Origin of the sequence: Halalkalibacter urbisdiaboli, from assembly GCF_002156385.1 — a bacterium.
GTDB classification, from domain to species: Bacteria; Bacillota; Bacilli; order Bacillales; family Bacillaceae_D; genus Halalkalibacter_A; species Halalkalibacter_A urbisdiaboli.
Genome location: NZ_MVJM01000003.1, coordinates 470,734 through 483,493, shown reverse-complemented (window position 1 = coordinate 483,493; position 12,760 = coordinate 470,734). Strand labels below are relative to the sequence as shown.

12 protein-coding genes and 1 pseudogene are annotated in these 12,760 nt (G+C 38.8%); all 13 read right to left on the bottom strand.

Annotated features, from left to right (window positions below; genetic code table 11):
• Positions 1-150: pseudogene (locus B1R93_RS16665) on the bottom strand (GTP-sensing pleiotropic transcriptional regulator CodY); the annotation flags it as partial.
• A gap of 262 nt (positions 151-412) precedes the next feature.
• Complete coding sequence (gene hslU, locus B1R93_RS16660) at positions 413-1,804, bottom strand: ATP-dependent protease ATPase subunit HslU (RefSeq protein WP_088105086.1); 1,392 nt, start codon at positions 1,802-1,804, stop codon at positions 413-415.
• A gap of 36 nt (positions 1,805-1,840) precedes the next feature.
• Positions 1,841-2,386, bottom strand: a complete 546-nt coding sequence (gene hslV / locus B1R93_RS16655; protein ID WP_088105085.1) for an ATP-dependent protease subunit HslV — start codon at positions 2,384-2,386, stop codon at positions 1,841-1,843.
• A 21-nt stretch (positions 2,387-2,407) separates the two neighbouring features.
• Positions 2,408-3,316 (bottom strand): tyrosine recombinase XerC, encoded by a 909-nt coding sequence (gene xerC / locus B1R93_RS16650; RefSeq protein ID WP_088105084.1) that lies wholly within the window; start codon positions 3,314-3,316, stop codon positions 2,408-2,410.
• A gap of 62 nt (positions 3,317-3,378) precedes the next feature.
• Positions 3,379-4,686 (bottom strand): FADH(2)-oxidizing methylenetetrahydrofolate--tRNA-(uracil(54)-C(5))-methyltransferase TrmFO, encoded by a 1,308-nt coding sequence (trmFO, locus tag B1R93_RS16645; protein WP_088105083.1) that lies wholly within the window; start codon positions 4,684-4,686, stop codon positions 3,379-3,381.
• Between the two features lie 146 nt (positions 4,687-4,832).
• Positions 4,833-6,905 (bottom strand): type I DNA topoisomerase, encoded by a 2,073-nt coding sequence (gene topA, locus B1R93_RS16640; protein WP_088105082.1) that lies wholly within the window; start codon positions 6,903-6,905, stop codon positions 4,833-4,835.
• A 156-nt stretch (positions 6,906-7,061) separates the two neighbouring features.
• Entirely contained in the window at positions 7,062-7,946 is an 885-nt protein-coding gene (gene dprA, locus B1R93_RS16635; protein WP_088105081.1) for a DNA-processing protein DprA, read from the bottom strand.
• A gap of 101 nt (positions 7,947-8,047) precedes the next feature.
• Positions 8,048-8,962, bottom strand: a complete 915-nt coding sequence (gene sucD, locus B1R93_RS16630; RefSeq protein WP_088105080.1) for a succinate--CoA ligase subunit alpha — start codon at positions 8,960-8,962, stop codon at positions 8,048-8,050.
• An 18-nt stretch (positions 8,963-8,980) separates the two neighbouring features.
• On the bottom strand, positions 8,981-10,141 hold the full coding sequence (gene sucC, locus B1R93_RS16625) for an ADP-forming succinate--CoA ligase subunit beta (protein ID WP_088105079.1): 1,161 nt from the start codon (positions 10,139-10,141) through the stop codon (positions 8,981-8,983).
• 149 nt (positions 10,142-10,290) lie between these two features.
• Positions 10,291-10,485: a DUF3905 domain-containing protein gene (locus B1R93_RS16620; protein ID WP_088105078.1), complete on the bottom strand. Its 195-nt coding sequence runs from the start codon at positions 10,483-10,485 to the stop codon at positions 10,291-10,293.
• Positions 10,475-10,651 (bottom strand): small, acid-soluble spore protein, alpha/beta type, encoded by a 177-nt coding sequence (locus B1R93_RS22755; protein ID WP_133058669.1) that lies wholly within the window; start codon positions 10,649-10,651, stop codon positions 10,475-10,477. Before B1R93_RS22755 ends, B1R93_RS16620 begins: the two co-directional genes overlap by 11 nt.
• Before the next feature lie 96 nt (positions 10,652-10,747).
• Positions 10,748-11,014 carry an EscU/YscU/HrcU family type III secretion system export apparatus switch protein gene (locus B1R93_RS16615; RefSeq protein WP_088105077.1) on the bottom strand — a complete coding sequence of 89 codons (267 nt, stop codon included), beginning with the start codon at positions 11,012-11,014 and terminating at the stop codon, positions 10,748-10,750.
• Entirely contained in the window at positions 11,011-12,750 is a 1,740-nt protein-coding gene (locus B1R93_RS16610) for a hypothetical protein (RefSeq protein ID WP_088105076.1), read from the bottom strand. The genes B1R93_RS16615 and B1R93_RS16610 overlap by 4 nt, the downstream gene beginning before the upstream one ends.
• Positions 12,751-12,760: the final 10 nt, after the last annotated feature.

The following is a 12,760-nucleotide window of genomic DNA, read 5'->3' as shown; positions in this document are numbered from 1 at the left end:
CCCTAATAATTTTCCTCTACGACTAACAACAAAAATATTTGCACTTATTACATCCCTTAACGTTTCCGCCATATCACGAAAACTAACATGTTGCCCTCCGGACTTTTGAAGCATCTCATTAATTTTTCTTGATCTCGTTAGTAAATCCATTTCATTCGTCTCCTCCTGAGTCTTAATAAATATGGTACGTATGTTCAAATCATTCTCTTTTGTATGTAGTCTCATTTAAGCGTAATAGGAGGCTGCTGCATACAATTATGAGCCTCCCTGTGCTCGGCTGCCGGCATCACATCCGTGCCGCCTTTTTAAACCTTGAGCCTCTCTACGTTCGGCTGCCGGCGTCACATCCGTGCCGCCTTTTTTAAACCTTGAGCCTCTCTACGTTCGGCTGCCGGCGTCACATCCGTGCCGCCTATAATATAAACTGGCTTAAGTCGCGATTTTTGGCTATGGTTGATAGTTTTTCATCTACGTATTCTGGTGTTATTACTATTTCTTCTAAATTAATATCGGGGGCTTCAAATGATAAGTCTTCTAATAGTCGTTCTAAGAGAGTATGTAGTCGTCTAGCTCCGATATTTTCTGTATCTTGATTTACTTCCGTTGCAATTGTCGCAATCTTATGAACAGCTTCGTCAGAAAACGAAACTTTTATACCCTCCGTTTCTAATAAGGCCGTGTATTGCTTAACCAATGCATTATCAGGTTCAACTAAGATTCGGACAAAGTCATCTACTGTTAGGTTTGCTAACTCAACACGAATTGGAAAGCGACCTTGGAGTTCTGGAATTAAATCGGATGGTTTTGCAATATGGAATGCACCAGCTGCAATAAATAGCACATGATCCGTTTTAACAGGTCCGTACTTAGTGACAACAGTAGACCCTTCTACAATTGGTAGTATATCACGTTGAACACCTTCTCTTGATACATCTGCGGATTGTTGTCCCTTACCGGCAACTTTGTCAATTTCATCAATGAAAATAATCCCTACTTGTTCTGCTCTAGATACGGCTTCTTGTGTAACTTCATCCATATCAATTAGCTTTTGAGCTTCTTCCTCTATTAATACTTTTCTTGCATCAGATACAGGTAAACGCCGCTTCTTACGTTTCTTCGGCATCATGCTTCCTAGCATTTCCTGCATATTCATTCCCATTTGTTCCATTCCAGCACCTTGGAACATATCCATGAAGCTTTGTGATTGCTCTTCAACTTCGATAGTTACCATATGGTCTTCAAGTTCTCCAAGAGCTAACTTGTGTGCCATTTGCTGTTTTCTTTGGTCAATCCCTTGATCTTCTGTTGCCGGTGCCTCTTCCTCTTGTTCATTCTGATTACCAAAAATCATATCAAACGGATTTTTATAATTAGTTTGTTTTTTTGAGGATGGTACAAGGAGGTCAACAATTCGTTTATTCGCTTGCCTTTCTGCCTGTTGTCTTACCCCATGCATTTTTTCCTCTTTCACTAATCTGACACTTGTTTCTACTAAATCTCTAACCATTGACTCTACATCACGACCAACATAGCCTACTTCTGTAAACTTTGTAGCCTCAACTTTCACGAAGGGTGCTCCCACTAGCTTAGCAAGTCTTCTTGCGATTTCAGTTTTTCCAACACCTGTTGGTCCAATCATTAAAATATTTTTCGGTGTGACCTCATCCCGTAATTTATTATCTAAAAGACTACGACGATATCGATTTCGAAGAGCAATCGCAACGGATTTTTTCGCTCCTTCTTGACCGACTATATATTGATTAAGCCTTTCGACGATTTGTCTAGGTGTTAATTCGGTTTTCAATCTAATCACACTCCAAATCAAAGGTTTATTATTGCCTTATATAAGTTCTTCAACAACAAGATTTAAATTCGTGTATACACATATCTCTCCTGCTGTTTCAAGAGCTGCTCTCGCAATTTCTTTTGCAGTTAAACCTGGTGCATGTTTTTTTAATGCTCTACCTGCTGAAAGAGCATAATTCCCACCAGAGCCTATAGCTAAAATCCCGTCATCAGGCTCAATCACTTCGCCTGTTCCTGATACTAATAAAAGATGTTCCTTATTCATTACGATAAGCATGGCTTCTAATCGACGTAGGACTTTATCACTTCGCCATTCCTTCGCCAATTCAACTGCAGCACGTTGAAGATTTCCATTGTATTCTTCAAGACGGCCTTCAAACTTTTCAAATAGCGTAAACGCATCTGCAACTGACCCAGCAAAGCCAGCTAATACTTTACCATGATATATTTTCCGGACCTTTTTGGCCGTATGTTTCATCACAACAGCGTTCCCAAAGGTAACCTGGCCGTCACCTGCCATAGCACACTCGCCTTTATGATGAACAGCAAATATCGTTGTCGCATGAAATGTAGAATCCATTTCAATTCCTCCTTTATCCATCTACGCACGTGGATGATGATTCATATAAACATCCCTTAACCGATCCTTTGTCACATGAGTATAAATTTGAGTCGTTGATAAATGCCTATGTCCGAGTAATTCCTGAACTGTACGTAAATCAGCACCATTATTTAATAAGTGAGTTGCAAATGAATGGCGAATATCATGTGGGCTTACATGAATTGATAAAGCGGCCTTTTCCACCCGCTTTGTAAGAATCGTCCGAATACTTCGTTCAGATAGTGGACCACCACGATTATTTAAAAAAAGATGTTTTGTATCTTGTTTACCCGATTTTAAAAGTTTCACTCGTCCTTTTTCTATATAATCATGTAAAGCATCACAGGCAAAAGCACCAATGGGTACGTATCGTTCTTTCCGACCCTTTCCCATCACAAAAACCGTTCCAATCGAAAAATCAACATCTGATAAAGTTAGTTGACTACATTCACTAACACGAAGTCCTGCACCGTAGAGCACTTCTATAATCGCCTTATCACGTAAATCTAATGGCTCTGTATTCATCATTGAATCAAATAATACTGTCATTTCATTTTCATAAAGGAAGTGAGGCAAACGTTCTTCTCTTTTCGGAAGATAAGCCTGTGCAAAGACATTTTTGGTAAGCTTTTCTTCTCGTATTAAAAAACGAAAAAAACTTCGCATTGCCGATATCTTTCTCGCAACTGACTTTCGTTTATATTTTTGTTTATATAAATTAGTTAAAAACAATCGAACATGTGAGTAGGTTACAGAAACAAATGATGATAATCCATTATCAATCATAAATTGACGAAAAAAGATAATATCTCTACTATAATTATTAATTGTATGTATGGAACTATTTTTTTCAATCTGTAAATAACGAATGAAATTCTCAACCCATTCGTTTTCTTCTTTAACTAACATGTTTTACCACCTCACAGAGCTACTAAATTCTATCATGATTTTAGTAGCTCTGGCAATGATGTTTACATTTTTTTCACAAAATTCTGAATTGTGCTCAATGCTCGATCAGCTAGCTGCGCATAACGTTCCTGCTTATTTCTAATTCTAACCTCTAAAGGTGGAACTAAACCAAAATTCGCATTCATCGGTTGAAAGTTTTTTGAATTAGCTGTTGTAATGTAATTCGCCATACTTCCGAGGATTGTTTCTTCAGGGAATGTCAATAAGTCTTTGCCTTGTACTAGTCGGGCTGCATTTAAACCGGCAATTAAACCTGCTGCTGCAGATTCTACATAGCCTTCAACCCCTGTTATTTGTCCAGCAAAAAACAAATCTTTACGATGTTTATATTGATATGTGGGTAAAAGAAGATTTGGCGAGTTCACGAATGTATTTCGATGCATAACGCCATAACGAACAATTTCAGCATTTTCTAAACCTGGAATTAATTTTAAAACTTCCTTTTGTGGTCCCCATTTTAAATGAGTTTGAAATCCAACGATATTATATAAAGTCCCTGATGTATTATCTTGGCGAAGCTGGACAACCGCATAAGGACGTTTTCCTGTTTCAGGATGCTCGAGTCCAACTGGCTTCATTGGACCAAACAGCATTGTCTTTTTACCACGCTTGGCCATCACCTCGATTGGCATACACCCTTCAAAAAAGACTTCCTTTTCAAACTCCTTTAAAGGTACTGTTTCAGCGGAAACAAGTGCATCGTAAAAGCGATCAAACTCCTCCTCTGTCATTGGACAGTTTAAATATGCGGCCTCACCTTTGTCATAACGGGATTTTAAATAGACCTTGTCCATGTCGATTGAGTCTGTTTCAATGATTGGTGCTGCAGCATCGTAGAAGTATAAATACTCTTCTCCTGTTAGTTCGCGCAACCTTTTCGATAGATTCTCAGAGGTTAGGGGGCCTGTTGCGATAATTGTTGGCCCTTCTGGGATGTCAGCAACTTCCTCTGTTTTCACAATAACATTCGGATGGTTGCGAACCCTACTTGTCACTTTATCTGCAAAGTCATGTCTGTCAACGGCTAATGCTCCTCCTGCTGGAACCGCAGCTTCATCGGCTGAACTAATAATAACTGAATCCAAATGACGCATTTCTTCCTTTAATACACCAACTGCATTTGTTAATCCATTTGCACGAAGTGAATTACTACATACAAGCTCTGCAAATTTATCTGTATGATGCGCTGGCGTTTGCTTAACAGGTCTCATCTCATATAAATGTACAGTTATTCCTCGTTTCGCAAGCTGCCATGCTGCTTCACTTCCTGCAAGCCCAGCTCCGATTACATTAACGTGTTGAATACTCATTCTTACGTACCTCCAATGTTGATCTGATTATGAATGCGTAGAAACGCCTTCACCTAGTGTAGGTGAAGGCTCACTCAGTCTTTATTCCATTATGTTAACGAAATCTTTTTTCATCATAATACTTTTTTCAAATCAGTTCAACAAAACTAGTTTGTCTCTTCCTTATAATCACAAGAAGTACATTGAACATGAACACCTTTTTTCGTTTTCTTTTCAACTAATAAACTTTCACATTTCGGACATGGTCTTGAAATTGGCTTATCCCAAGAAACAAATTCACAGTCAGGATAACGATTACAACCAAAAAACGTTCGTCTCTTTTTACTCTTTCTTTCAACAATACTTCCTTCATGACATGATGGACATGTAACCCCAATGTCCTTTACGATGGCTTTTGTATTTCGACAGTCTGGGAAATTTGAACACGCCATAAACTTTCCGTAACGCCCCATTTTATAAACCATTTCATTCCCGCACTTCTCACAATCTTCACCAGCAGGTTCATCCTTTATTTCAACTTCTTTCATTTCCTCTTCGGCTACGGTTAAACGCTTTTCAAATCCTTTATAAAAATCGTCTATGATCTCAATCCAATTATGCTGCCCTTCTTCAATTGAATCGAGGTCATTTTCCATTTTAGCAGTGAATTCCACATCGAGTATTTCTGGAAAAAATTCAACAATTAATTCAAGAACAATTTCACCAAGCTCTGTTGGTACGAAGCGCCGATCTTCAAGAGCTACGTATCCTCGACGTTGAATTGTATCTAAAGTAGGAGCAAAGGTTGATGGACGTCCAATTCCTAACTCTTCTAACGTTTTTACTAAACGAGCCTCGGTGTAACGTGGAGGTGGCTGTGTAAAATGTTGATTTGGCTCAATCTCCGTCTTTTGTACGGATTGGTTTTCTTCTAAATTTGGAAGAAGTCGATCTTCTTCCTTCTTTCCATCATCATTTCCTTCAATATAAACTTTCATGAACCCGGCAAACTTAACCTTTGAACCTGTTGCTCTAAAAATAACCCCTTGATTCTCCAAATCGACGGTCATTGTATCCATAATTGCCGGCGCCATTTCACTGGCAACAAGGCGTTCCCAGATTAATTTGTATAAACGTAGCTGATCCCTTGATAAATAACTTTTTAACGTTTTCGGATCGTAATATACTGACGTCGGGCGAATGGCTTCATGGGCATCTTGTGCTTTTTTATCTTTTTTTACAGTTCGTTCACCTTGGCGGCAATATTCTGGTCCAAAGTTTTTTTCGATATATTCCTTCGTTTCAACTTGTGCTGTTTCGGATATTCTTGTTGAATCCGTACGCATATAAGTTATTAACCCAACGGTTCCTTCTTTACCAAGGTCAATACCTTCATAAAGTTGCTGGGCAATCATCATCGTCTTTTTCGCTCGGAAATTTAGCTTTCTAGCAGCTTCTTGCTGTAAAGAGGATGTCGTAAATGGAGTAACTGGATTTCGCTTTCTTTCCTTCTTCTTTACAGAAACAACGTTAAAAGCGTCTCCTTTAATTTTGGAAAGAATCGCTTGGACCTCTTGTTCAGATTTTAAATCTGTTTTTTCACCGTTTACGCCATAAAATTTTGCTTCAAACGGTTCTTTGTCTAAAGCAAATTGAGCTTGAATACTCCAGTATTCCTCTGGAACAAAGGCTTGAATTTCTTTTTCTCGGTCTATTATCATTTTTACTGCAACAGACTGTACTCGCCCTGCACTAAGACCCTTTTTTACTTTTTTCCATAATAATGGACTGATATTATAACCAACAAGTCGATCGAGTACACGACGGGCTTGTTGTGCATCAACGAGATCCATATTGATTGGACGTGGTTCCTTAAATGCATCCTTTATCGCTTGCTTCGTTATTTCATTAAAAACTACACGGCAGTCTGAATTTTCATCAATATCTAAGCTGTGAGCAAGATGCCACGCAATAGCTTCCCCTTCTCTGTCGGGGTCAGCTGCTAAATAAATTTTTTTTACTTTTTTTGCCGCAGTTTTTAATTCTTTTAATACTGGACCTTTTCCACGTATCGTAATATACTTTGGTTCAAATTTTTCTTCGACATTTACTCCCATTTGACTTTTCGGTAAGTCTCTAACATGTCCCATTGAAGCTTTTACAATATATTTCTTCCCTAAATACTTACCAATGGTCTTTGCTTTGGCGGGAGATTCAACGATTACTAAATAATCGGCCATAAAGCAACTCCCTCTCTCGAAAGATAAAATAAAATCTTCCTCATTATTAAACAGTTTTTTAGCATTTGTCAAACAGAAGTTAGAAAAAGTTCCCACTATTTAAATAGAAAAGAACAAAAAACGACATATTTTGTTAAAAAGAACGGAATATTGCGATCACTTTTGACGATGATAATATTCACAAATAATATCTTCTGCAGTCCTTGTTAAAATCGCGCCCTGCTGAATCAAATGATTCGTACCATCAGATTGTTGTGAGTCTATTGGACCAGGTACAGCAAATACGTCTCTCCCTTGATCTAAGGCTTGATCTGCCGTAATGAGAGAGCCACTTTTCTCTTTTGCTTCAATAATAAGGACACCTTTTGACAAACCACTAATAATTCGATTTCTCGCCGGGAATTGCCACTTATTGGCAGGTACATAAGGCGGGTATTCAGATAAAATAAGTTGATGTTTTGAGAGATATTGAAAGAGGGAATTATTTTCTGTAGGATAAGGTTGCATTAATCCAGAGCCTAACACAGCAATTGTGTGACCTTGACTGTAAACTGCATGTTCATGTGCAAATCGATCAATCCCCTTTGCCATCCCACTTACAATGGTCCAGCCATCCTTTATTAGAGGTGGAATTAGCTTTTTTAAACTAGTATAACCATACTCAGTTGGATAGCGAGTGCCAACAACGGCAAGAAGTTTAGCGGAGGTCAGTAAGGACAAATTACCGATTGCATATAAAACCCAAGGCGGATCATAGATTTGTTTTAAAAGAAGAGGATAGCCTTTATCAAAGACTGTTAATATTGAGATCCCTTGACTTACGTAGGTTTGATAAATCTTTTCTGGGGAGTAGTGATGAAGGTCATAATAAAATCGTTGCGCTTGATTAGAACGCAGTTGAAATTTTTTTTCGAGTTCGCTAAGTCGGTACGTATAAATTTCCTCCAAAAATGGATCAGCTTCATAAATAGCTGCTAATAAACGCCAGGTTGACCCACGACAGCTGTGCAGGTGAACGATACGTTGTGTAAACGTCGACATGTTTGCACATCCTTTTATTAATATTTCTAAGTAAAATTAGGGGTGCCACTAAAATCGGGACACCCCTAAAGAAATGAGCGTTAACACTCATTCATAAAAAATTACTTTGCCACTTCATGAGTGATACACTTTTCAAGTAATCCTTTTTCCTTTAGCACTGAAATAAGTGTTTCACCCATAACCGATGGAGTTTCAGCAACCTTAATGCCGCAGCTTTCCATCGTTTTAATTTTTTCAGCAGCAGTACCTTTACCACCAGAGATAATTGCACCAGCATGCCCCATACGCTTCCCTGGAGGCGCTGTTTGACCACCGATAAAGCCGACAACAGGTTTCGTCATATTTGCTTTCACCCATTCAGCTGCTTCTTCCTCAGCAGTTCCACCAATTTCACCGATCATGATTACAGCATAAGTGTCGGGATCTTCGTTGAAAAGATTTAACACATCAATGAAGTCTGTTCCGTTTACTGGGTCTCCACCGATACCAACTGCCGAAGATTGACCAATCCCGTTTGTTGAAAGTTGGTGTACAGCTTCATACGTTAATGTTCCAGAACGTGAAACTACGCCGACATGACCTTTGTTGTGAATATATCCTGGCATAATACCAATTTTACATTCTTCAGGTGTAATAACACCTGGGCAGTTCGGTCCAATTAAACGTGTTTTTTTACCTTCCATGTAACGCTTTACATTAACCATATCCATAACAGGAATGCCTTCTGTAATACAAATAGCTAGATCTAATTCTGCGTCTGTAGCCTCCATAATTGCATCAGCAGCAAATGCAGGTGGTACATAAATAACTGATGCATTTGCACCTGTTGCTTTTACTGCATCCTCAACTGTATCAAATACCGGAATTCCCTCTACTTCTGTTCCGCCTTTTCCAGGAGTTACACCACCAACGATGTTTGTTCCGTACTCAACAGCTTGCTTCGTATGGAACAATCCAGTTGCTCCAGTAATCCCTTGTACAATGACCTTTGTATCTTTGTTAATAAGGATACTCATTCTCCACGTCCCGCCTTTCTATTTCACTAGTGATACGATTTTTTGTGCGCCATCCGCCATTGAATCTGCAGCAGTAATATTTAAACCTGACTCAGAAAGAATTTTCTTTCCTAAATCAACATTTGTACCTTCTAAACGAACAACAAGTGGAATTTCAAGACCGACTTGCTTTGTAGCTTCTACAACACCTTCAGCAATAATGTCACACTTCATAATTCCACCGAAGATATTAACGAAAATTCCTTTAACAGCATCATCAGAAAGAATGATTTTAAATGCTTCCGTTACCTTTTCTGCTGTGGCACCGCCACCAACATCTAGGAAGTTAGCTGGATCACCATTATAGTGTTTGATAATATCCATTGTCGCCATTGCTAAACCAGCTCCATTTACCATACAACCGATGTTTCCATCTAATGAAATGTAGCTTAAGTCAAACTTTGAAGCTTCGATTTCTTTCGGATCTTCTTCTTCTAAATCACGGTACTCAAGAATATCTTTTTGACGATATAATGCATTAGAATCAAAGTTCAGCTTTGCATCAAGTGCCATTACTTTTCCATCACCTGTTGTTACAAGTGGATTAATTTCAGCAATGGAACAATCTTTTTCTACGAAAACTTTATAAAGTCCCATCATAAACTTAACAGCTTGGCCAACAAGCTCTTTTGGGATGTTAATGTTAAAAGCAAGACGACGTGCTTGGAACCCTTGTAAACCAACAGCAGGGTCAATCACTTCTTTAAAGATTTTTTCTGGAGTTGCTTCAGCTACTTCTTCGATTTCTGTGCCACCTTCTTCAGATGCCATAAGAACAACACGAGATGTAGCACGGTCTAATACTAGACCAATGTAATATTCATTTTTAATATCGCAGCCTTCTTCAATTAGTAAGCGCTTTACTTCTTTTCCTTCAGGTCCAGTTTGATGAGTAACTAGTGTTTTACCTAAAATCTCATCAGCATATGTACGAACTTCATCAAGGTTTTTAGCAACCTTAACACCGCCAGCCTTACCACGGCCACCTGCATGAATCTGTGCTTTTACAACGCATACTTGTGTACCTAATTCTTTTGCTGCTTCAACAGCTTCGTCAACTGAGAACGCAACTTTTCCGTTTGGTACAGCTACTCCATACTTGCGTAGGAGTTCTTTCCCTTGATACTCATGGATATTCATTCTCTCTCCAGCCTCCTATCAATTTACTTGCCTTGCCATTCTAGTATTATATGGACGAATGGCTAAATCCTCCTTTATTTTAGCATTGTTTTAAACATTTTGGGAGGGTAAATACCCTCCTTGCGACAATTTCTTTACAATTTTTTAATTTACTCGGTACCTTTTCCCTCACTATTTTGTGTTGGGTGCATAAACATAGCAGCGGGATCATGCTGATTTTCCATTGCTTTTAGGTTGGATTCTACCCAATGATCTCCACTCATCGTTGCAGGATCTATAGTTTCATCCCAATAATCAAGAGGTGTTTGTTCGGCTTGCCTATTTTCTTGCTTTTTATTTTTCATGACAATCACGTTTTTCCGATTTCGTTAAAATCGTTCTTGTCATGTCCTTTGCCTTAGCATCCATTTCTTGCACAGAATGAAAAACACCAAATTCATGTGCAATTTCTTCTTTATACGTTTCAATAAAAGACTCCACTTCAGGTACGACTAACTTGTTTGATTGCATCTATCTTCCCTCCTTACTGTTTGGACCGTTTTTTTACAATACAGATCAAAAAACGGCACTGTTAGTATGTCCAGCTTAGACTAACAGTACCAAAAATTATAAATTTCGATCTATCCGATATAAAAACGCAAATACTTCCGCAACAACTTCATACAGCTCGGGAGGAATAGTCTGATTAATCTCAAGCTGACCTAGTAATTCAATTAAAGTCGGGTCCTCTTGTATCGGTATTTGATGTTCCTTAGCACGTTTTAAGATTTCCTCTGCAACAAAGCCAGCCCCTTTTCCAACCACCTTTGGGGCTTCACTATTTTTGGAATCATATTTAAGTGCAACTGCTCGTTTCTTAGTATTCTCATTCATATCCGAACATCAACCCCTTGATAACCTACTTGTTGCTGATACGCTTCTTTTGCCTTACTCTGTGGTGCATTGACTTCTTTCATTTCCTTCCAGGACAACGATAAAAGTTGGTAATCATGGTTTGCTAAAGATTTTTTTAAAGATGGTAGTAATAACTGAATAAGTCCTTCAGGCCGCTCTCTTTCATTAAAAATCGTAACTGCCATTACTCGATTATGAATTTGAACATCTACAATCGTCTCCTCTAAGCCTTCTAATGTTAAATAAAACAATATTCGACAATGGTTAGGATCTAGTTTGCCATCTTTTGTTTTTTTTCCTTCCCAGTGCATTGTCATGTCAGTTTTAAATGCCCCAAATGACAAAGGAACTTGTAGGACTATGTGTTGAAGAGGACCTGCCTGCTCTTGTGCAAGCAATTGTTGACCTGTAATCCGGTTAATAAGCTGATTCAATTTATCTTTCAACCCAGAAGGAAGCTCTTCCTGTTGCATTGCCAATAATGAAGCTTTCAGTCTTTCGGATTGCTCTCCCTCTCTTACATCACCCTGTAATAAGGTTATCATTTCGCTTTCATGTTGATACCCTAAAAGCTGTAAAACGTTTTGAAAATGGTTGGTTAAAGGTCGTCCTGGAGTTTGTTGTGTAAATGTACTTTCTAGTGCCTGTTGCAGAGCAAGTCGTTCTGTAGCTGGTAATGATTGATTAAGTAATTGATTCCAATTCTGTTGAACTCGCTCAATTGTAAGATTCGGTTGAAATAATTGTATAAGAAGCTTGAGTGAAGCATTCGCTTCTTTCCCAGCAGGAATTGTTAACCGTGACATGAATAACTCAAATAACGTTTTTTTATCAAAAGAAGTGATATCTAGTCCTTGTCTTCCACCTCCCAAATCAGGCCAAAGCTGTTCGATTAGAATACGGTTTTCAGGTCGTAGCAACGCCTCACGAAATTGTGTGTAAATTTGCTCCTTCGAAACGCCTTCTTCAATTATCCCTAGCCGTTCTAATAATGTGTGAGCACCTTCTCTTACCTGCTGTGGAAAACCATTGCTTGAAAACATCATGATTAGTTCACTTATCGGTGAACGTGTACTTGGAAGCTGGCTTGCCGTTAAAAACTGGTTTACTACTTCTCCCAATTGTTTGGCCCCCGGTTGATTAAACTGATTAGCTTCACTAACCAATTGAAAAAGTTGTTCACTAAATGGGCCTTGCTGCTGTGTCGCTTGAAAAGCTAGAAATGTCTCCCTTGTCAAAGGTATTTGTCTTTGAATCATTCCTTGCAGAAGGAGGAGTGTCTCTTTATCAAAACGGTTTAATTTGGTGAGTAATTGAGCCGCTGAAAAAATCGTATCTTTCGTAAAAGGTATTTGTTCACTCGAGAATTGTTTTATTAGTGCTTCCATTGCCTTTGTTTGTGGAAGCCCTAACTGCTTAAGCATTTCTTGGCTTGGAGAACCTTCTCGATTCTGAAGGCGGTTGTCGGCTAGTACTTTGAGCCTTGGAATCCCACTGCTTTCCTCTACCTCAAACCAGTAACTTTGACCTGCTGTTAATGCCGCTTCGAGTCTAGCTGTTATAGCCATTCCTCGAACTGTTAATGAGGCAAGATTATTCGGATAAAGCTTGGTAATCCTTCCTTTAAAAACCTGACCTTGTGAAAACGATAGTGACCTAACGGATTGCCACTCAGATTTTCTTATGTTCTGATGCTGAATTTGTGAATGTAGCACCTCGGTCACC